Source organism: Paenarthrobacter sp. TAF1 (assembly GCF_052113825.1).
Classification (GTDB): domain Bacteria; phylum Actinomycetota; class Actinomycetes; order Actinomycetales; family Micrococcaceae; genus Arthrobacter; species Arthrobacter nicotinovorans.
In genome coordinates, this window is sequence record NZ_JBFRDO010000001.1 from 225,769 (window position 1) to 245,958 (window position 20,190).

The following is a 20,190-nucleotide window of genomic DNA, read 5'->3' on the forward strand; positions in this document are numbered from 1 at the left end:
CGGATCACTGCCGCCGCTGCACTGCCGACATTTTGTCTCAACTCGGCATCAAGCCGGTATCAATCATGTTTCAGTTGGCCGGCGTCCGCAGAAACCCGGCCGGACGCCGTCGACGATGTGCCAAGCTGGCATAGCGGGTGGTCGAGCCCCCGCAGTTCCGACCCCAGCGGCCCGCCCCATAGGCGGCCGCGTTTTGCATCGTAAGACAGGAAACGCCATCACCGAGCCAGCGAGCAACGGAAGCGGCGCACGCAAGCGGACCAAGTCCGCCGTCGTTGCGCCGGCGATGCTTGCTGTCATGCTGCTCACTGGTTGCATCGCAAACGGCGGAGGGGGCAGTCAGGCGACACAGAGCTCGCCTCCGATGACGGTCCAGGACGCCCCTGCGAGCAACGCACCACTGGAAACGACGCAGGCGTCCACCAAGATTCCGGTCTACTGGATCGGGCGGAGCAAGGAGGAGGTCTACCTCTACCGTGAGTTCCGGGACATTTCCGGTGACGGCAATCCTGTGACGACGGCCCTGCGGATCATGATGGCGGAAAAGCCCCTGGATCACGACTTCTTCACGCCCTGGCAGGAACCAGGAAGCCTGGCGACCTCCATCTCGGGGAAAAACGTGATCACCGTTGATGTGTCCCGCGACGCCTTCAACTCAAACCTCGATGCCGGGATGGCACAACGGGCCATCCAGCAGCTGGTTTACACGGCGTCCGCCGCGGCATCGTCCTCCGGACTCATCAACTCCGGACAGCAGATCCAAGTGGTCATTCTCGTTGACGGGCACAAGGACTACATGGCCTTCGGCCAAGTGAAACTTGGCGAACCCATGACGCGTGATGCTTCCTTGGTGGCGCCGCTGTGGATCATCGATCCGCAGGAGGACGTGTCCCTGCCCCCTGGTTTGATCAAGTTCAACGGGCGCACCACGGACAATTCACGGCCCATCAGCTGGCAGCTCCTTCAGGACAACGGCAAGGGTGAGAAGTCGAGCCTGCTCACGGGCCAGACCAAAGCAACCGGCGAACCCGGGCAGTATGGTCTGTTCAGCTTCGGCGCGACACTGAAACCCGGAAAATATGAATTGCGGGTAACCGAGGTCGACGATGCCGGCAAGGCCATAGAATCGAGCACGGACACCCGGTTGTTCACCGTGGCCTGATTCGACGTTCGCCGGCTACCAGCGACCGAGGACGTCGCTGGCCAGGACGACGGCGGCGGGTCCCGCCGTCGACGACCGCAGGACATGGTGACCCAGGAGGGCCGTCACGGCCCCTGCATCGCTAAGCCGTGTCACTTCACGCGGCGAAATCCCGCCCTCAGGCCCCACGATCAACAGAACCTCACTGGGCGAAGCACCGTTGACATCCAGCCTCTCCAGGACCTCCCGCAGAGGGTTTTTGGCGTCCTCGTGAAGAATGACGGCCAAATCGGCCTCGGCAACGGCTTTCACCAAACCGCTGGAGTCGACGATCGGGCGGATTGGAGGTACCCAGGCCCTGCGCGCCTGTTTTGCAGCCGCGGTGACCACTGACTCCCATTTCGCATGCGCCTTGGCTGCCCGCTCCGCCTTCCAGCGCACGATGGATCGCTCCGACTGCCAGGGAATCACGGCATCAATGCCCAGTTCCGTTGCCGTCTCGATTGCGAGCTCGTCGCGATCACCCTTGGCCAACGCCTGAACCAGTACCAATCGAACGTCCGGCTGGGCTTCGAAGACGATGTCGGTGGCGGTCACCGTCAGGGCACCGGGCGCCGCTTCGGCGACCACTCCAGTGAGACGGGCACCTGCGCCGTCGGCGATGTCAACGGACTCACCGACGGCCAAGCGCTTCACCGTCACTGCGTGGCGGGCCTCCGGACCCTCCAGGACAAAATCAGTACCGGGCGCTACGTGGCTGAGGCTGCCGGCCGGTGTAAAGAAAACGGGGTTGCTCACCGCTACAGGTTACCGAGCTTGTCCCGGAGCTTTGCGAACATGCCACCACTGGCCACCAGTTTTCCTTCGGTGAACTGCTCGCCGCGGAGCTTGGCAAGCTGCTGGAGGAGTTCTTCCTGTGCATGGTCCAGTTTGGTAGGTGTTTCCACATGCAGGTGAACCTTGAGATCGCCGCGGCCGTAGCCCCGCAGGTGCGTTACGCCGAGGCCACGAAGGGTGATGACCTCTCCGGACTGCGTGCCTGCCTTCACTTCGATGTCCTGTGCGCCGTCGAACGTCTCAAGCTGCACGTCGGTCCCCAAGGCAGCAGCCGTCATGGGCACGCTGAGGGTGGCGTGGAGGTCGTCGCCTTCGCGTACGAACGTGGAATCGTTGTTGACGCGGATCTCCACGTACAGATCACCGGCCGGACCACCTGCAGGTCCTGCTTCGCCCTGGCCGGACAGCTGGATTCGCGTACCGGTAGCGACGCCGGCGGGAACCTTGATGGTGAGCGAACGGCGGCTCCTGATGCGTCCCTGGCCGTTGCATTCGTTGCAGGGATCCTTGATGACGGTGCCGAAGCCTTCACAGGAACCACAGGGGGCGGTGGTCATGACCTGCCCCAGAATGGAGCGGACGGCGCGCTGAACCTGGCCGCTGCCACCACAAATGTCGCAGCGTTCAGGGTGGGTGCCCGGGCGGCAGCAGCTGCCGTCGCAGGTGGGGCAGACCACGGCTGTGTCCACTTCAAGCTTCTTGTTGACGCCGAACACGGCATCCTTGAGGTCGATCCGAACGCTGATAAGGGCGTCCTGGCCACGTCGTACACGGGAGGCGGGCCCTCCGTGTCCACCGCCGCCGCCAAAGAAAGTGTCGAAGATGTCCTGGAAGGCGAAGCCCTGGCCGGCGTAGCCGCCGCCGAAGCCGTTATCAGTGCCGTTCTCGTTGCCCGTGGCATCGTAGACGCGGCGCTTCTGGGGATCTGACAACACTTCGTAAGCGTGCGTCACGGCCTTGAACTGCTCCGCGACATCTTCACCCGGGTTTACGTCCGGGTGGAGTTTCCGCGCCAACTTGCGGTACGCCTTTTTGATCTCTTCCCCGGTGGCTTCCGGCGAGACTCCCAAAACGTCATAGTGGCTGCTCAAAGTCGGTATCTCTTCCTGGTTGTACTGCGGATGTTTTCCCGGGCCGGTGTTCAGCCGCCGAGAATGCGGGAAAGGTAACGGGCCACGGCACGAACTGCTGCCATGGTGGTGGGATAGTCCATGCGGGTCGGTCCAAGGATTCCCACCTTGGCGCCGGAACCGTAGCCGGTGGCCACTACAGAGGCCTCGGCCAGGCCGTCGTACGGATTCTCCCGGCCAATGCTGACTGTCACGCCCCGGGGATCGTCTCCCATGTCCGACAACAACCGGAGCATGACAACTTGTTCCTCAAGGGCCTCAAGCACGGGACCGATGCTTAGCGGGAAGTCAACGTTGGAACGTGCGAGGTTGGCCGTACCGGCCATCAGAATGCGTTCCTCACGGCTGGTGTCGCTCAGGGATTCCAAGCCAGTGGCCAGCCTTTGGGCGAGGGCACGAAGATCCGGCGGGCAAAGGGCCACCACCGACGGTAACACCTGCGGCAGGAGTGCCAGCTGGGTGCCGGCGATGCTGCCAAGGAATCGTGACCGCAACAACATCAAAGCCTCGTTCCCCACGTCCGAACCGGCGTCGATGACTTTTTGCACGACGCTCCCGGTGTCCGCAATGAGGACCACCAGCACCTGTTTGGGGGCCAGCAGAACGAACTCCGCGTGGCGGACCAATGCGCGGTGCGAGTGGGGATACTGCACGACGGCGACCTGGTTGGTCAGCTGGGAAAGGAGCCGTACTGTGCGCTCAAGAATGTCATCGACGTCGTCGGGTCCTTCAAGCAGCGAGTGAATTGCCCGACGCTCGGCGGCGGACAACGGCTTGACCTGGGAGATGCGGTCAACGAACAGGCGATAGCCCTTGTCAGTGGGGATTCGGCCGGCGCTGGTATGCGGGGCGGCAATAAGACCTTCTTCTTCCAGGACAGCCATGTCATTGCGGATGGTGGCACTGGAAACACCCAGGTGATGACGCTCAACGAGGGCTTTCGATCCCACCGGCTCCCGGGAATGCACGTAATCCTCAACGATGGCACGCAGCACTTCCAATTTGCGTGGCTCACTCATTGCTACACCTCCTGACGACTGCCATGGTCCATGGGACCGGTCCCCGCGGGACCTCCAATGGATCACCGCACACTTAGCACTCAACATGCCCAAGTGCTAACAAGTCTAGTATGAGCCACCACGTTGTTAGCATTGAAACCGTCCGAGGACTGCATCCAGGGCGGCGTCCCGATACCGGCTGACGGCAACCCGCCCCTGTCCCCTTTCACATCACCACAGAGGTAGGAATTCCTTGGCTTTCGACAATTGGGGCCCGCAGGACCTGACCGCTCCAGCCAAACGCCAGCTCCCTGAGGTGCCGGTGCAACGCGGCATGGTCCTCGAAGACGTCCAGTCAGGATGGGTGGGCGAAGTCACCCGGGTGGAAAAGACCGGTGGCATGCACATCGTGTCGCTCGAGGACAGGCGCGGTAAAACGAAGTCGTTCCAACTCGGGTACGGATTCCTTCTCGAAGGACAAGCGATCAGGTTGATGCCTCCGGCCCCTCGCCGGCCCGCTTCAGCGGTTCAGGCGAATCGCACGGCCTCGGGTTCGGTAAAGGTCCAGGGGCAACGGGCGCAGGTCGCGAAGGCCAGCCGCATCTGGGTGGAGGGCAAGCACGACGCTGAACTCGTGGAGAAAGTCTGGGGTGACGACCTCCGTGTTGAAGGAATTGTGGTGGAACCGCTCCACGGCGTGGACGACCTCAAGTCCGCCATTGCCGACTTCCGACCCGGTCCCGGCCGCCGCCTTGGCATCCTGGTGGACCACCTCGTGGCGGGCTCAAAGGAGTCCCGGATCGCAGCCGAGGCCATGACTGTCCCCGGCGCTGCAGGCAACGTCCTGATCGTGGGCCACCCTTATGTGGACGTGTGGCAGGCCATCCGGCCGAAGGTCCTGGGCATCGAGCAATGGCCCGCCGTTGCCCGCGGCACTGATTGGAAGACCGGGATTCTCACGGCCTTCGGTTGGCCCCACGAAACAGCGGAGGACATCGGGCTGGGCTGGCAGCGCCTGCTGGGCGCAGTGCACAGCTATGCGGACCTTGAGGCATCGTTGTTGGGGCGTGTGGAAGAAGTCATCGACTTCCTCACCGTCCCGTAGTCCACGGTCCGGATCATCAGGATCCGGCATGCTTCCGGGGCGTTGGTCCCGGGAAGGACGCGCGGCCCGGTATTCTTGGACAGCAACACAGCAGCATCTTTAAAGCATTTAAGGCAAAGGGAAGACACCGTGGCAGATAACGCTCCTGAAGAACCGGGCAGCGCCGCAGGCCGGCCCCAGTACCATGGCGCCCCTGCCAACGCACTCCCGTTGACAGCCAGCGAGGACAGGCAGTGGGCCACTTTGGCCCACTTCGGCGGCATCCTTGGATGCTTGCCGGCTCTCCTGATCTACCTGATTTTCCGCGACCGCGGGCCGTTCACAGCGCAGGAATCCAAGGAGGCACTGAATTTCACGTTGCCTCCCACCATTGCCGCCGTCTTGGCCAACATCCTTGTCCTGCTGCCGGTGGTGGGAAACATTTTTGCCGTCATTGCCACGGGTATCTGGGTGGCACTGACGTGCTTCTCTGTTTCAGCGGGCATCCGGGTCAACCACGGCCAGCCCCACCGCTACCGTTTCAACCTGCGCTGGATCAAGTAGGACCCCGATCCGCCCGATGAATCCGGGGGGTCCGGGGGGTCCGGGGGGTCCGGGGGGTACGGTACCGGGCTGTCAGTCCCAGGCGAAGGTCAGTCCGGCAGGATCCTGCGGACTACGGCATCTGCGAGCAACCTGCCCTTAAGGGTAAGAACCAGTCGTCCCTTGAATGCCTGAACCGGATCAACCAGTTCGTCAGCAATGAGGCCCGCCATCGCGTGGCGCCCAATCGCATCCAGGGCATCTACGGCAAGGCCCGTTCCGAGCCGCGCCTCCAGCATGATCCGCTCGACTTCCCGGGTGCCGGCGTCGAGGGTTTCGCGCCCTGCGGCAGGTGAGGTCCCTGACCCCAATCGTGATGCGTAGGCCGTGGGGTGTTTGACGTTCCACCACCGGACACCGCCCACGTGTGAGTGCGCGCCGGGGCCGATTCCCCACCAATCGTCTCCGCGCCAATACGCGAGGTTGTGCTTGCACGCCTGATCCGGAGTCCTCGACCAGTTGCTGACTTCGTACCAGTTCAAGCCGGCCGAGGAGATCATCTTGTCCGCCAGTTCATACTTTGCGGCGTGGTCGTCGTCGTCGATTCCGGGCACCTGGCCACGCTTGATCTGCGCGGCAAGTTTGGTGCCATCCTCGACTATCAATGCGTAGGCGCTGATGTGGTCCGGCCCGTACGAGAGCGCCGTCTTGAGTGAGAACTCCCAGTCCTCCATGGACTCCCCTGGTGTCCCGTAGATAAGGTCCAGGCTGACGGAGAGGCCTGCTTCGCGGGCCCATTGCACCACCAGCGGCACCCGGCTGGGAGTGTGGGTGCGGTCCAGCACTTTCAGCACGTGCGGAACCGCAGACTGCATGCCGAAGGACACGCGGGTGAAGCCCGCGTCCGCAAGCACCTTCAAGGATTCGGGTGTTACAGAGTCGGGATTGGCCTCGGTGGTCACCTCAGCGCCGGGCTCCAAGCCCCAGTAGCCGACGGCGGCGCGCAGGATCTCTGCGAGATCCTCCGCAGGCAGGAGCGTGGGCGTACCGCCACCAAAAAATACTGTGCTTAGTGGACGATGCGGAAGGCCAGAGGCCTCAAGGGCCGTCGCCGCGAAAGCGACTTCGGAAACAGCCGTGGAAGCATAGGCATCCTGCGACGCTCCCCCGCCGAGCTCCGTGGCGGTATACGTGTTGAAATCGCAATAGCCACACCGTACGGCACAAAACGGAATGTGCACGTAGAGCCCGAATTTGCGTTGCTCGACGCCGTCCAGCACCTGCGGTGGCAATAATCCATCCGCAGGTGCCGGATCGCCCAAAGGAAGGACGCTGGGCATTTACTTCTTGGCCTTGTCCTTGGACTCGTCGGTCGTCAGTGCTGCGATGAAGGCCTCCTGGGGAACCTCAACGCGGCCCACCATCTTCATGCGCTTCTTGCCTTCTTTTTGCTTTTCGAGCAGCTTGCGCTTACGCGTGATGTCACCGCCGTAGCACTTGGCAAGAACGTCCTTGCGGATGGCACGGATGCTCTCACGGGCGATGATGCGGGAGCCAATGGCTGCCTGGATGGGCACTTCGAACTGCTGCCTGGGAATAAGCTCGCGGAGCTTTCCGGTCATCATCACACCGTAGGCGTAGGCCTTGTCGCGGTGGGTGATGGCGCTGAACGCATCCACTTGTTCACCTTGTAGCAGGATGTCGACCTTGACGAGGTCGGCGACCTGTTCGCCGTCGGCCTTCCAGTCCAGCGAGGCGTAACCGCGGGTCTTGGACTTCAGGAGGTCGAAGAAGTCGAACACGATCTCGGCCAGCGGGATCCAGTATCGGAGCTCCACGCGGTCCTCGGACAGGTAATCCATGCCCTTCATCTGGCCGCGGCGGCTCTGGCACAGTTCCATGATTGCGCCAACGAACTCGTTGGGCGCCAGGACCGTGGCAGAGACCATCGGCTCGCGGACCTCGGAGATCTTGCCTGTGGGGTACTCGCTGGGGTTGGTGACGTGGACGACGCGCTTGTCTTCCAGAGTAACCTCGTACTCCACGTTCGGAGCAGTGGAAATGAGGTCCAGGTTGTATTCACGCTCGAGGCGCTCACGCGTGATTTCAAGGTGCAGAAGCCCCAGGAAGCCCACACGGAAACCGAAGCCCAGCGCAGCGGAGGTCTCGGGCTCGTACACCAGGGCGGCGTCGTTGAGCATGAGCTTTTCGAGCGCATCGCGAAGGACCGGATAATCCGTGCCATCCAAGGGGTACAGGCCCGAGAAGACCATCGGCTTGGCATCTGCGTAACCGCTGAGGGATTCCGACGCCGGCTTGGCCAGGTTGGTGACGGTGTCGCCGACCTTGGACTGACGGACATCTTTCACGCCGGTGATCAGGTAGCCCACCTCGCCAACGCCCAAGCCCTTCGAGGGCGTGGGCTCCGGGGAACTCACACCGATTTCGAGAAGCTCGTGCGTCGCACGGGTAGACATCATCTGGATACGTTCGCGGGGATGCAGCATGCCATCCACAACACGGACATAAGTCACGACGCCCCGGTAGGTGTCATAGACCGAGTCGAAGATCATGGCCCGGGCGGGAGCGTCAGGATCGCCTACGGGGGAAGGCAAATCGCGGACGATCTTGTCCAGGAGCGCTTCGACGCCCACGCCCGTCTTGCCGGAAACCTTCAGAACGTCCTCCGGGTCCCCACCGATGAGGTTGGCGAGCTCAGCCGCGTATTTCTCGGGCTGGGCCGCAGGGAGGTCGATCTTGTTCAGGACCGGAATGATGGTCAGGTTGTTTTCCATCGCCAGGTACAGGTTGGCAAGGGTTTGGGCCTCGATGCCCTGTGCCGCGTCGACCAGCAGAACCGCGCCCTCGCAGGCTGCCAGGGACCGGGAAACCTCGTAGGTGAAGTCGACGTGACCCGGAGTGTCGATCATGTTCAGGGCATAGCTGGTGCCGTCCAGTTCCCAAGGCATGCGGACAGCCTGGGACTTGATGGTGATGCCGCGTTCGCGCTCAATATCCATGCGATCCAGATACTGGGCCTTCATGTCGCGTTGCTGAACGACGCCGGTGAACTGCAGCATGCGGTCGGCCAGGGTGGATTTACCGTGGTCAATGTGGGCAATGATGCAGAAGTTCCGGATGATGGCCGGATCTGTTGCGGCGGGCACCGGTGCGGTGCGGGCCATGGGAGACACGCAGGATCCTTACTGTCGACACTCACACGGCAATTACCCGGACTGGGCATAAGCCAGCCCGAACATGCCGCGCATCTGATCCTCTAGTCTCCCACGAACCGGCGCTTCGCCGTACATCGCGCGCCCTGCTGTCCGGCGACGTCGGATGTAGCGTGTTCCTATGGCTTTTGACGTGCGCCCCCTGGGGAAATTTCTGTTGCGTTCACTCAAGGCGCTGCGAGGCGGCAGCTCCAAGCCGGCCGCGCCATCGGCGACGGCGGGCAAACCCACCCGGCGTACCGCCGTCGGGCAGCCACCGGGCCGCTACCCAGGCGACTTCCGCGGAGCCGTCAAGCCCAGCTACTCCCCCAAGCCGGACGGCAGGCCGGATCCTGGCGAAATTGTGTGGGGCTGGGTCCCCTATGAAGAGGACCACTCGCAGGGCAAAGACCGCCCCGTTCTTCTTATCGGGCGGGACGGAGAATGGTTGCTTGGGTTGATGTTGACCTCGAAAGACCACGACAACGGAGCACGCGCTGATAGCTACGTCGACATTGGCGCCGGCCCTTGGGACCGACAGGGCCGGCCCAGCGAGGTCAATGTACAGCGCATCATCCGCTTGGACCCCCGGGCCGTGCGGCGAGAAGGCGCGGTCTTGGGCAAGCGGCAATTCCAGGACGTTTCACGGAGCCTCAGGGCCTATCAAAGCGTGCGCTGAACTGCGGGTCTCCGTTATCCGTGAGTATCTGCTATCCTTTATAGCTGTGTGTCCGTGCAGGTCGACGGCCACTCATGGTTGGCTGCCATAGGCATCCCCACGCCGCTCAGTCGATGGCCAACCTGAAAACCCTCTAGACCATTTCCGCATTAAAAAGAGAGTTCATACGTGGCTAATATCAAGTCCCAGAAGAAGCGCATCCTCACCAACGAGAAGGCTCGCCTGCGTAACAACGCTGTCAAGTCCGAGCTGAAGACGGCCATCCGCGCCGTCAACACCGCCGTTGAGTCTGCTGACAAGGATGCTGCTGGAACTGCACTTGTTGCTGCCAGCCGCAAGCTGGACAAGGCTGTCAGCAAGGGCGTTATTCACAAGAACAACGCTGCAAACCGCAAGTCGGCGATCTCCAAGAAGGTCAACGCACTCTAAGGTTTTTCCAGTTCGACTGAGCTGATCAAAAGGCCGGCACCCATTGGGTGCCGGCCTTTGGGTTTAACGGCCGGTATTTCTCCGGCGGGTACTTCTTAGGCGGACTTCAGCGACGACTGGCTGACGTGGCGATTACCGTTACCGCATGCTCCACCGCGTACACGGGATCACGCGATTCGCCCTTCACCTGGGCATCCGCCTCGGCAATGACCTGGATGGAACGGATGAGGCCTTCGGGGGTCCACCGGCGAACGTCACGTTGGGCCTGTTCCACCAGCCAGGGCTGCATTCCCAGATTCCTGGCGATGGTGGCTGAAGACCCGTTGGCCCCGGCTACTTTGGCGAGGGTCCGAAGTTTGGCTGCCAGGGCAGCTACGAGAGGAACGGGATCGACGCCGGTGGCCAGGGCGTGCCGGAGAGTGGAAAGTGCTACTGGCCCGTTGCCTGCCATGGCAGCATCTGCCACCTTGAAGGCTGTGGCTTCAACCCGCCCTCCGTAGTAACGTTCCACGGTCTCTGCCGTCACGGCAGTAGTAGCATCAGCGATGAGCTGGCCGCACGCTGATGCGAGCTCTGAAAGATTGGCACCGACCGCGTTTACCAGGGCCTGGACGGCTTCGCCTTCAATGCGGCGTCCGCCCGCCTTGAACTCCGAGACAACGAAGGCGGTCTTGTCCGAGTCCTTCTTCAGGGGCTGGCAGTCGATGACGGGCCATCCCCCGGCCTTCACGGCATCAAGCAGCTTCTTACCGCGTACTCCACCGCCATGGCGAAGGACGAGGACAACGTCCTCGTCAGGGTGCTGGAGATAGGCCAGACCATCCGCCAGGAACGCGTCATTCATGGCTTCGAGGCCCTCGACCTCAATGAGCTTGCCTTCCCCGAAGAGGGACGGAGTCACTGTCATCGCCAGTGTCCCTGCCTCGTAGGAGCCGGCGTTGAGACGGCTGAGTTCCACGTCCGGCGCGGCAGTCCGCACCTGCGTGCGGATCCGATCCATGGCACGGATACCAAGGTATTCTTCCGGCCCGGTGATCAGTACTACGGCGGCCGGGCTTGCGTCCCGCCAGCTGACGGTGTTCGCCGCGGCGTTCTTGGCCCGGGTGTTTTGGGCAGCAGCCACTGGTGTTTCCTTCCGGATGATTCCTTGCAGATATCAAGTCTGCCATGCCTGCGCCCTGACATGCGGCCCAGGAACAGCACCACCCCGGCATGCAAAGCCACAACCCGCACCAGAACCCGTTCCGATTGCAGGACCATCCAGACCAGCGTGATGCTGACGCCCGAGCACAGCACCATGGCGGCGACACCGGCCTGGCCTTCGGCCCAAGGCATTGTTGCGCCGGGCAAACCCGCGAAGAACCTGGCAACTCCCGCAACAGTGGCCGCACATCCGCCAGCCACCGCGACGGGCACCACTGCCAACCAAGGCGCCATCACCGCCAACGGCACAGCGAGCGTTCCCATGATGGTCACTGGGGCAACCAAAGGACCGGCCACGACATTGGCGATGAGGGCATACGGAGTAAATTGTGGCTGAAGTGCCACAATGACGGGCCCGCACAGCAGCTGGGCGGAGAACGGAACGGCCACTCCGGCAGCCATCCATCGGGGAACGCGCGAGGGTATCCAGGAAGCAAGGCGGCTGGCCAGGAGTACTATCCCGAGCGTTGCCAGTACGGACAGGAGAAATCCCGCGTTCGCTGCCATGGTCGGGTCAAGAAGCAACAGAATCGCTGTGGCAACGCAAAGGAACGTCAGGGAACGCCCCCGAAGGCCGCCCACCATGGCGGCCAACCCTACAGCTCCCATGACGGCGGCACGCACGACGCTCGGGTCAGGACCGACCATGAGGACGAACCCAGCCAGGCCACATGCAGCAATGGCGGCCGCCGACGGGCGAGAGAGCCGAAGTGACCGGGCCAGCAGAATGAATGCTCCCAGAACGAGGCTGCAATTGGCACCGCTGACAGCTGTCAGATGGGTCATCCCTGTCGTTTTCATGTCTTTTTCGAGACTCTCCGGCAAGGAACTTGTGTCTCCCGTGACCATGCCTGGCAACAGCCCGGCTGCATCGGGAGGCAACCACCTTGTCGCGGCACTGAAGCCATGCTTAAGCTCGCTGGCGGATTGCCGGACATCGGGTTGGGAGTCGAGCACCACCGGCCACGAGGACGCCGACAGGAGCGCATCCTGGCCCTGGCCGTCGCGGGATTCCTTGAGGGTCCCGGTGGTTCTGACCACTTGGCCCGCTTGTACCTTGTCCCAACCATCGCCGCCGGCGATCAGGACATCCGCCGTCCCCCGCGCAACAGTGCTCTTCGCCGTTACGGCCAACAATTCGGCTGTCACAGTCCACCTGGTCCCTCCGGACTGGCCAGGTGCCATCGATGCGGCCGGGCTTCCCGTAATCCGTATCTCGATGGCGACTCCGTCATGGTCCGCAGCCGCCTGCGCCAGCGGTCCCTCCTCCCGTTGGACTGCCATGGCTGCACAATGGACCGCAACTGTGGCCCCGAAGAAACAGGCCAAAGCAAAAGTGGCGGGCATTGTCCGGGCCCGCACCCCGGCGCACCGCCGCTGCCGCCCACTGAACAGCAAGACCGCGCCTGCGATCAACAGGAAACCTGCCGCAGCCCAGGACCAAACAGCCTCATTGAAGGTGCCTGCGAACGCCGCTCCCCACGCAGTGGCTGCAGTAGGAACCAACCTGAGGTCAGTACGTCCGGCCGACCCCGCCCCGGCGCCGGCGTCAGCCACTTTGCACCGTCACAAGATCCTTCAGTGACTCCATAAGCTTGGGCCCGATGCCGTCCACAGCGTCAAGTTCATCCACGGACGTGAATGCTCCGTGCTCTTTCCGCCAGTCCAGGATGCGTTGGGCTGTTACCGGTCCGACCCTGGGCAATGTCCCTAGTTCCTCCAGCGAGGCTGTGTTGATGTTGACCTTGGCACCTGTCGCGGCAGGGCCGGCTGTTCCACTGGCCGCTCCGGAAACTGCGCCAGCACCCGCAACCGGCGAGCTCTGAGGGGGTGTCTCTCCGACAACGGGTATGTACACCTTGATTCCGTCGGTGAGGACTTCCGCCAGATTGAGGGCGGTAAGGTCGGCGCCGGGCGCCGCCCCGCCAGCCGCATCGATGGCTTGGAAGACGCGACTCCCCTGAGGCAATGAGACGACACCGGGCTTACCCACCGCACCGGCAACGTGCACCATGACCACTCCTGGCCCACCTTGCGCAGGCGGAGCAGCAACTTCTGCGGGCTGCACGCCTTCGGCCGGAGGATCTACGGCATCAGGACCATCTGAGCGGCCGGCGGATACGGAAGGACCCAGGGGCTCAGACGTTGCCCGACCGTCCGCGAGTCGCCAGAGAAACCATGCCATGAGCACGGCCGCCACCACGGCAACCAGCGCAGCTACCCTCCACGATGTCCGCCAACGCAGCCGGGCGACAGCCGGAACCGAATTTGCCTCGCCTTCGAAGAGTGACGCCAGATCATCTGTTTCTGCGCCTGAATCCCCGGATAGATCCAGCAGCGGCCGACTGCTGTGGTCTGGGATCATCCGTGCGGCGAACCGTTCCCGCGCGGCCTGCGCTGCGGCATCTGGGGACAGGTCCCGGCTCCGGCGTGGCATGAATCGAGCCTACGGTCGGCGGCGGGGCACGTGGGCGAGCTTCCATGGCTATGTGGATAAGTGGCTGCGCTCAGATGCAAGCAGACCAGGCACGCCGGCGCACTACCCTCATCCAGTCCATGAGCCTGAATCCGCAGGTCCAGGCTCAGCCCGTCGGCGTACTGCTCTCCCCCACGATGACCGCAAGAACTCCGAGCCCGGCATGCGCGGCCAAGACAGCCGGCAAAGCACTGATTTGGGGTGCCGGGCAGTCCGGGCAGGTCTCGTTCAGACGGGCTGCCAAGGCTTCGGCCTCGATCTGGTTTCCGAAGTGGTGGACCGCCAAACGTTGCTGCCCCTTGGGACGGGAGGCTACGTCGGCAGCAACGATCTCCTCGAGGCGGGCTATGGCACGCACAGCGGAACGTACCTTTTCCAGCGGCACGATCTTGCCGCCGTCGACCGCCAGGATGGGTTTGATGGCCAGCACTGTACCCAAGAGCGACGCAGCCGCGCCTATGCGCCCACCCCGCCGCAGCTGTTCCAGGCTGGGAACGTAAAAGTAAACCTTGGTGCGTTCCATGCGCTGTTCCGCGAAGCCGCGGACTTCGGCCGGTCCGCGCCCGTCCGCTGCGGCGACGACGGCGCTTTGGACCCCCATTCCCTGGGCCATGCCGACAGTGCGGGAGTCCACAATTTCGACCGGTATCGAGACACGTTCAGCGGCCAGCTTGGCGGCGTCCACCGTCCCCGAGAGTTCGGACGAAATGTGAATGGAGACCACAGCCTCAAAACCGCGCCGCTGGGCTGCCAGGTACGCCTGCTCGAACTGGCCCGGTGATGGTCGGGAGGTTTTGACGGAAGCTCCCGAAGCAAGTGCCAAAGCCAACGTCTGGGTGATGTCGTCTTCGCCCTCGCCATAGATTTCATTCCCCACCATCACTGGCATGGGAACAACCGCCAGGCGTCCATCCGCTGTAAAGGCAGAAATCCAGTCGGCCGGCAGCGCGGCCGCGGAATCGGTGACGACAGCAGTCCTGACGACGGCGGCAAGCGGCTGATCGGCGGCGGTAACCGGCGCCGCCGGTTGCCGAAGACGCGCCACTCTTTCCTTGAGCCATATCCAGGCCGGTGGTTCTCGCTCAGGCACGCAACCTCCATAGATGATGGCCGGCCGCCGGCACAGTGCCGGCGGCCTCACAGTCCCTGCTAGGCAGGAACGATGTTCACCAGTTTAGGTGCACGCACAATCACAGTACGGATGCCGCGGCCGTCCAGTGCCCGCTGAACATTCTCCGAAGCCAAGGCCAGTTCACGCAGCTCGTCTTCGGCAATGTCCGGGGAGACTTCCAAGCGGTCCCGGACCTTGCCCTGGACCTGGACAACGGCGGTGACGGTGTCCTGCACCAACAGTGCTTCGTCGTGTGCCGGCCAACCCGCGTTCGCCACTGACGCCGGGTGTCCCAGGGTGTTCCAGAGATCTTCGGCCGTGTACGGAGCGAACAGGCTCAGGATGACAGCGACAGCTTCCACCGCCTCGCGAACAGCAGGATCGGCTGCCCCGGCACCTGAGTCGATGGTCTTGCGGGTGGCATTGACCAGCTCCATCAGGCGGGCCACAACGACGTTGAACTTGTTGTTGTCCAGAAGTTCGGCGGCGTCGGCAATGGTCTTGTGGGTCACCGTGCGCAGGGCGCGGTCACCGGTGGCCGGATCAACGCCGGGCTCGCTGCTGACGTCCTGCCCGAGGCGCCAGGCACGCGCCAGGAACTTGGCCGAGCCCGACGGCGAAACGTCCGCCCAGTCGACGTCGTCTTCAGGCGGGGAAGCAAAGACCATGGTGAGGCGGACGGCATCGACACCGTACTTGTCCAGCTGCTCGCCGAGGTCCACGCCATTGCCGAGGGACTTGCTCATGGCCTTGCCGCCGTTGAGCACCTGCCCTTGGTTCAGGAGCGCCGAGAAAGGCTCGTTTGCCTCGATCAGCCCGATGTCCTTGATGACCTTGGTGAAGAAGCGCGCGTACAGCAGGTGCAGGATGGCGTGTTCCACGCCGCCCACGTACTGACCCACCGGCATCCAGTCATTGATCTTCTCGGGATCGAAAGGGCCCTCGGTGTAGTCGGGCGAGACGAAACGCAGGAAGTACCACGAGGAATCCACGAAGGTGTCCATGGTGTCGGTGTCGCGCTGGGCGGCACGGCCACAGTTGGGGCACTCGACGTTGACCCATTCCACGGCTGCGGCCAGCGGGGAGGTTCCCTTGGGGGCCAATGCTTCGCCACGCAGGTTGTCGGGCAGCCTGACCGGCAGCTGGTCGTCGGGGACCGGCACTTCACCGCATTCGCCGCAGTGGATGATGGGGATGGGCGTGCCCCAGAAGCGCTGGCGGCTCAGCAGCCAGTCACGCAGCCGGAAATTGACGAACTTCTCGCCGGTTCCGAGCTTTTCGAGGATCCCGATGGCAGCCGGAATGCCTTCGGCCTTGGACAGCCCGTCCAGTTCACCGGAGTTCTTGAGCGTTCCTTCGCCCGAGGTGGCCACACCGGTAGCAGCGGGGTCTTCATCGCCGGTATCCAGGACGGCCCGGACCGGGAGGTCGAAGGCCTTGGCGAAGTCGAGGTCGCGCTGGTCGTGCGCGGGCACGGCCATGATGGCGCCCGTACCGTAGTCGGCCAGTACGTAGTCAGCAGCCCAGACCGGCAGCTTTTCGCCGTTCAACGGGTTGATTGCGTAACGGCCGGTAAAGACGCCGGTCTTCTCACGCTCGGTGGACTGGCGCTCGATTTCGGACAGGGCCTTGACCTTCTCGCGGTAGGCCATGAGTTCGTCGTGCTGTTCCGGGGTCACCAGATCCAGCGCCAGATGCGCGTCAGCTGCAACGACGAAGAACGTTGCGCCGTAGAGAGTATCGGGACGGGTGGTGAACACGGTGACTTCGCGCTCAGCCCGGTCGTCCGTGGCTTCGATGACGAACCTGACATGTGCGCCTTCGGACCGGCCGATCCAGTTGCGCTGCATGGCCAGCACGCGCTCGGGCCAATGGCCCTGCAACTGGTCCATGTCTTCTAGCAGGCGGTCGGCGTAGTCGGTGATCTTGAAGTACCACTGATTCAGGGACTTCTTGGTGACCGGCGTGCCGCAACGTTCACAAGCGCCATTGACGACCTGCTCGTTGGCCAGGACAGTGAGGTCCTTGGGGCACCAGTTGACCGGAGAGTCCTTGCGGTATGCCAGGCCGCGCTCGTAGAAGCGCTTGAACAGCCACTGGGTCCACCGGTAGTACTCAGGGTCGGAGGTGTGGATGCGCCGCGACCAGTCAGCCGAGATGGCGTATCGCTTGAACGACGCCGCCTGGGTCTCAATGTTCGCGTACGTCCACTCGCTGGGGTGCGCGTTGCGCTTGATGGCCGCATTCTCGGCGGGCAGGCCGAAGGAGTCCCAACCGATCGGGTGCAGGACGTCGAAGCCCTTCTGGCGCAGGTAACGGGCGACGACGTCGCCCATGGCGAACGCTTCGGCGTGGCCCATGTGAAGGTCGCCCGAGGGGTAGGGGAACATGTCCAGAACGTAGCGGCGTTCACGCGAGCCGTCGTCGGCAGGCGTGAAGACTTTGAGGTCTTCCCAGACCTGCGGCCACTTGGCTTCCATCGCAGCGAAGCTGTAGACGCCTTCTTCAGGCGCTTCGGCTGCGGCTGTCTGTGCTGTTCCGGTCTCTGTCTCCGGCTGAACGCTCACTGCTGCCCTCTTCTGTTCTTCGATGGCGGTATTACCTCCTGCTGCGGTCCCGGATACCCCCGGACACACAAAAGCCCCTCAACAATGGAGGGGCGGCCGCACGGCTGTTGAAAGCCGGGCGGCTAGCTAAGCAGAAGGATCGCACGCATAGATCTACAATAGCGCACGATCAAACTCCCAAGTCGCATCGAGCGGCTTACAGGACTGATGGTTGAGTTGACGGCAGCCGCGCCTCGCCCGGGTGTGGTGGGCACCGCGAAGCGGGCGGGGCAGGCGCGGCTGCCGTCAACGTCAGGTCAGGCTACTTAACGTCCTCGTCGACCCAGTCCATGGACTTGGTGACTGCCTTCTTCCAGAGACGCAGCTGGCGCTCCTGCTCCTCTGCCGGCAACTGCGGCTCCCAGCGCTTGTCTTCGTTCCAGTTGGCGCTCAGTTCGCCCAGGTCCTTCCAGAAGCCGACAGCGAGACCGGCCGCATAGGCAGCACCGAGAGCCGTGGTTTCGACGACCTTCGGGCGAACCACAGGCACGCCGAGAATGTCCGCCTGGAACTGCATGAGTGCCTCGTTGGCGACCATGCCGCCGTCGACCTTAAGCTCGGTGAGCGGAACGCCCGAGTCGGCGTTGACGGCGTCGAGCACCTCACGGGTCTGGAAGGCGGTGGCTTCCAGCGCCGCACGGGCGATGTGGCCCTTGTTGGCGAAACGTGTCAGGCCAACGATGGCGCCACGCGCATCCGCACGCCAGTAGGGGGCGAAGAGGCCGGAGAACGCAGGAACGATGTAGACGCCTCCGTTGTCCTTCACCGCGGCGGCGAGTTCCTCAACTTCCGGCGCGGAGCTGATCATGCCCAGGTTGTCGCGAAGCCACTGGATCAAGGAACCGGTGACGGCGATGGAACCCTCGAGGGCGTAGTGCGGCTTGGCGTCACCCAGCTTGTAGCCGAGGGTGGTGAGAAGACCGTTCTTGGAGTGGACAATGTCCTCGCCGGTGTTGAAGATCAGGAAGCAGCCCGTGCCGTAGGTGTTCTTCGCTTCACCGGCCTGGAATGCCGCCTGACCGAAGGTAGCTGCCTGCTGGTCGCCCAGGATTCCGGCCACGGGGGTCTCGCGGAGCAACTGCGAGGTGTGGACATGGCCGTACACCTCGGAGGAGGACTTGATGGTGGGCATCATGGAAGCCGGAACACCGAAGACGTCCAGGATCTCCTGGTCCCACTGCAATGTTTCAAGGTCCATGAACAGGGTCCGGGAAGCGTTGGTGACGTCCGTGACGTGCACGCCGCCGTCGACGCCGCCGGTCAGGTTCCAGAGGACCCACGCGTCGGTGTTCCCGAAGAGAAGGTCGCCTGCCTCGGCTTTTTCACGGGCACCGTCGACGTTGTCCAGGATCCACTTGATCTTGGTTCCGGAGAAGTATGTGGCCAGGGGAAGGCCAACCTTCTGCTTGAACCGCTCAAGCCCGCCGTCTTGTGCCAGCTCGTCAACGATCGGCTGGGTGCGGGTGTCCTGCCAGACAATCGCGTTGTAGACGGCCTCACCGGTGTTTTTGTCCCAGACAACCGCGGTTTCACGCTGGTTGGTAATGCCGACGGCGGCAATGTCGTGCCGCGTCAGGTTCGCCTTTGACAGTGCTGAGGCGATGACCTCGCGTGTGTTGTTCCAGATCTCGGCGGGGTTGTGCTCAACCCAGCCCGCCTGCGGGAAGATCTGCTCGTGTTCCATTTGGCCGGTGGACACAATGTTGCCCGAGTGGTCGAAGACGATGGCGCGCGAGCTGGTGGTGCCCTGATCAATGGCGATGACGTATTGATTCATGGTGACGTCCTTGTCTGGTGTTGTTGGTTAATCAGTGATGGTCAGCAGTGTGCGGATAAGGGAGATTGTTGTGGGCAGGTCAGCCGGCAAGCGCAGGCATGATGCCGGGTACCAGCAGCCCAACGAGCCCGGCCAAGGTACCGCCAACCAACGGTCCAACCACCGGAATCCAGGAGTACGCCCAGTCGCTGGAGCCCTTGCCCTTGATGGGAAGGACGGCGTGTGCGATGCGGGGGCCGAGGTCACGTGCGGGGTTGATGGCGTAACCGGTGGGACCGCCGAGGGACACGCCGATACCTACAACGAGCAACGCTACGGCCAGCGGGCCGAGGCCGGAGGGGGTTCCTCCGAAGGTCAGGATGACAAAGACCAGGACGAACGTGCCGATGATTTCGGTGATGAGGTTCCAGGGGGTGGAGCGGATGGCCGGGCCGGTGGAGAAAGTGCCCAACTTGTTTGCCGCCAGGGGCTCTTCATCGAAGTGCTGCTTGTAGGCGAGCCAGCAGACTACTGCGCCAAGGAAAGCACCAAGCAGTTCACCGCCGAAATAGGTCAGGGTCGAGCCGAACGTTACGGCCACGTCGGGCGCGTACTCCGCCTTTCCATTGACCAACAGGCCCAAGGTGACTGCCGGGTTCAGGTGCGCACCGGACTTGGCGGCCACGAAAACGCCCGCGAAGACCGCAATACCCCAGCCCCACGTCACCATCAAGAATCCAGCGTTGTTGCCCTTGGTGCCTTTGAGCGCAACGTTGGCCACGACGCCACAACCCAGCAGGGTGAGCATCATGGTTCCGAATACTTCGGAAAGGAAAACAATTCCAAGAGACATCTTTGACTCCTCTATTTTCTGTTGTCAGCCTCATCGCGGGTGAAGAGGCTGTTGGGACGGTTCCGTTGTCTCCGGAACCGCCCCGGTGTGGTGGGCCCCTGTCGGGCCCACCTACCCCATTCCGTCCCTGCC

17 protein-coding genes are annotated in these 20,190 nt (G+C 63.1%); 5 read left to right on the forward strand and 12 right to left on the reverse strand.

All coding sequences use genetic code 11. The annotated features are described in order from the left end of the window. Positions 1-286: 286 nt before the first annotated feature. Complete coding sequence (locus AB4Y81_RS01030; RefSeq protein ID WP_189075759.1) at positions 287-1,162, forward strand: GerMN domain-containing protein; 876 nt, start codon at positions 287-289, stop codon at positions 1,160-1,162. 15 nt (positions 1,163-1,177) lie between these two features. On the opposite strand, the gene AB4Y81_RS01035 is transcribed toward AB4Y81_RS01030, so the two are convergent. The 3 genes from AB4Y81_RS01035 to hrcA are packed head-to-tail and all read right to left on the reverse strand — an operon-like array spanning position 1,178 to position 4,127. After that, positions 1,178-1,939 carry a 16S rRNA (uracil(1498)-N(3))-methyltransferase gene (locus tag AB4Y81_RS01035; protein WP_189075535.1) on the reverse strand — a complete coding sequence of 254 codons (762 nt, stop codon included), beginning with the start codon at positions 1,937-1,939 and terminating at the stop codon, positions 1,178-1,180. Positions 1,940-1,941: 2 nt separating this feature from the next. Next, positions 1,942-3,069, reverse strand: a complete 1,128-nt coding sequence (gene dnaJ, locus AB4Y81_RS01040; protein WP_055975889.1) for a molecular chaperone DnaJ — start codon at positions 3,067-3,069, stop codon at positions 1,942-1,944. Positions 3,070-3,119: 50 nt separating this feature from the next. Further along, a complete protein-coding gene (hrcA, locus tag AB4Y81_RS01045) occupies positions 3,120-4,127 on the reverse strand; it encodes a heat-inducible transcriptional repressor HrcA (RefSeq protein WP_018777705.1) in 1,008 nt (335 codons plus the stop codon). A 232-nt stretch (positions 4,128-4,359) separates the two neighbouring features. Here hrcA and AB4Y81_RS01050 point away from each other — a divergent pair, with 232 nt between their 5' ends. Beyond that, positions 4,360-5,211 carry a DUF3097 domain-containing protein gene (locus tag AB4Y81_RS01050; RefSeq protein ID WP_018777706.1) on the forward strand — a complete coding sequence of 284 codons (852 nt, stop codon included), beginning with the start codon at positions 4,360-4,362 and terminating at the stop codon, positions 5,209-5,211. Positions 5,212-5,340: 129 nt separating this feature from the next. Further along, positions 5,341-5,754: a DUF4870 domain-containing protein gene (locus tag AB4Y81_RS01055; protein ID WP_018777707.1), complete on the forward strand. Its 414-nt coding sequence runs from the start codon at positions 5,341-5,343 to the stop codon at positions 5,752-5,754. A gap of 89 nt (positions 5,755-5,843) precedes the next feature. Here AB4Y81_RS01055 and hemW read toward each other — a convergent pair whose 3' ends face one another. Both hemW and lepA read right to left on the reverse strand, forming a co-directional pair. Next, on the reverse strand, positions 5,844-7,073 hold the full coding sequence (gene hemW, locus AB4Y81_RS01060; RefSeq protein ID WP_189075534.1) for a radical SAM family heme chaperone HemW: 1,230 nt from the start codon (positions 7,071-7,073) through the stop codon (positions 5,844-5,846). Next, on the reverse strand, positions 7,074-8,927 hold the full coding sequence (gene lepA, locus AB4Y81_RS01065) for a translation elongation factor 4 (RefSeq protein WP_026267159.1): 1,854 nt from the start codon (positions 8,925-8,927) through the stop codon (positions 7,074-7,076). A gap of 160 nt (positions 8,928-9,087) precedes the next feature. Between lepA and AB4Y81_RS01070 the strand changes: the two genes are divergently transcribed. Then, positions 9,088-9,624 (forward strand): type II toxin-antitoxin system PemK/MazF family toxin, encoded by a 537-nt coding sequence (locus AB4Y81_RS01070; protein WP_189075533.1) that lies wholly within the window; start codon positions 9,088-9,090, stop codon positions 9,622-9,624. A gap of 168 nt (positions 9,625-9,792) precedes the next feature. Further along, positions 9,793-10,053: a 30S ribosomal protein S20 gene (rpsT, locus tag AB4Y81_RS01075; protein WP_011774926.1), complete on the forward strand. Its 261-nt coding sequence runs from the start codon at positions 9,793-9,795 to the stop codon at positions 10,051-10,053. Positions 10,054-10,159: 106 nt separating this feature from the next. Here the strand turns inward: rpsT and holA are convergent, their stop codons facing one another. From holA to AB4Y81_RS01110, 7 genes are all read right to left on the reverse strand, one after another. Then, complete coding sequence (holA, locus tag AB4Y81_RS01080; protein WP_189075532.1) at positions 10,160-11,176, reverse strand: DNA polymerase III subunit delta; 1,017 nt, start codon at positions 11,174-11,176, stop codon at positions 10,160-10,162. After that, complete coding sequence (locus tag AB4Y81_RS01085) at positions 11,095-12,813, reverse strand: ComEC/Rec2 family competence protein (protein ID WP_189075531.1); 1,719 nt, start codon at positions 12,811-12,813, stop codon at positions 11,095-11,097. Before AB4Y81_RS01085 ends, holA begins: the two co-directional genes overlap by 82 nt. Further along, entirely contained in the window at positions 12,806-13,693 is an 888-nt protein-coding gene (locus tag AB4Y81_RS01090) for a helix-hairpin-helix domain-containing protein (protein WP_441994878.1), read from the reverse strand. The genes AB4Y81_RS01085 and AB4Y81_RS01090 overlap by 8 nt, the downstream gene beginning before the upstream one ends. A gap of 145 nt (positions 13,694-13,838) precedes the next feature. Then, positions 13,839-14,822 (reverse strand): DegV family protein, encoded by a 984-nt coding sequence (locus AB4Y81_RS01095; protein WP_374757497.1) that lies wholly within the window; start codon positions 14,820-14,822, stop codon positions 13,839-13,841. Between the two features lie 59 nt (positions 14,823-14,881). Then, positions 14,882-17,410 (reverse strand): leucine--tRNA ligase, encoded by a 2,529-nt coding sequence (leuS, locus tag AB4Y81_RS01100; RefSeq protein ID WP_189075528.1) that lies wholly within the window; start codon positions 17,408-17,410, stop codon positions 14,882-14,884. Between the two features lie 301 nt (positions 17,411-17,711). Continuing rightward, positions 17,712-19,226, reverse strand: coding sequence for a glycerol kinase GlpK (gene glpK / locus AB4Y81_RS01105; RefSeq protein WP_055975914.1), 1,515 nt, complete (start codon positions 19,224-19,226; stop codon positions 17,712-17,714). Positions 19,227-19,305: 79 nt separating this feature from the next. Beyond that, positions 19,306-20,058 (reverse strand): MIP/aquaporin family protein, encoded by a 753-nt coding sequence (locus AB4Y81_RS01110; RefSeq protein ID WP_018777716.1) that lies wholly within the window; start codon positions 20,056-20,058, stop codon positions 19,306-19,308. Between the last annotated feature and the right edge of the window lie 132 nt (positions 20,059-20,190).

Coding starts and splice junctions, on each gene's coding strand:
- AB4Y81_RS01030 (WP_189075759.1), top strand. CDS start 287: ATGCTTGCTGTCATGCTGCTCACTGGTTGCATCGCAAACGGCGGAGGG.
- hrcA (WP_018777705.1), bottom strand. CDS start 4,127: ATGAGTGAGCCACGCAAATTGGAAGTGCTGCGTGCCATCGTTGAGGAT.
- hemW (WP_189075534.1), bottom strand. CDS start 7,073: ATGCCCAGCGTCCTTCCTTTGGGCGATCCGGCACCTGCGGATGGATTA.
- AB4Y81_RS01070 (WP_189075533.1), top strand. CDS start 9,088: ATGGCTTTTGACGTGCGCCCCCTGGGGAAATTTCTGTTGCGTTCACTC.
- AB4Y81_RS01090 (WP_441994878.1), bottom strand. CDS start 13,693: ATGCCACGCCGGAGCCGGGACCTGTCCCCAGATGCCGCAGCGCAGGCC.
- glpK (WP_055975914.1), bottom strand. CDS start 19,226: ATGAATCAATACGTCATCGCCATTGATCAGGGCACCACCAGCTCGCGC.
- AB4Y81_RS01110 (WP_018777716.1), bottom strand. CDS start 20,058: ATGTCTCTTGGAATTGTTTTCCTTTCCGAAGTATTCGGAACCATGATG.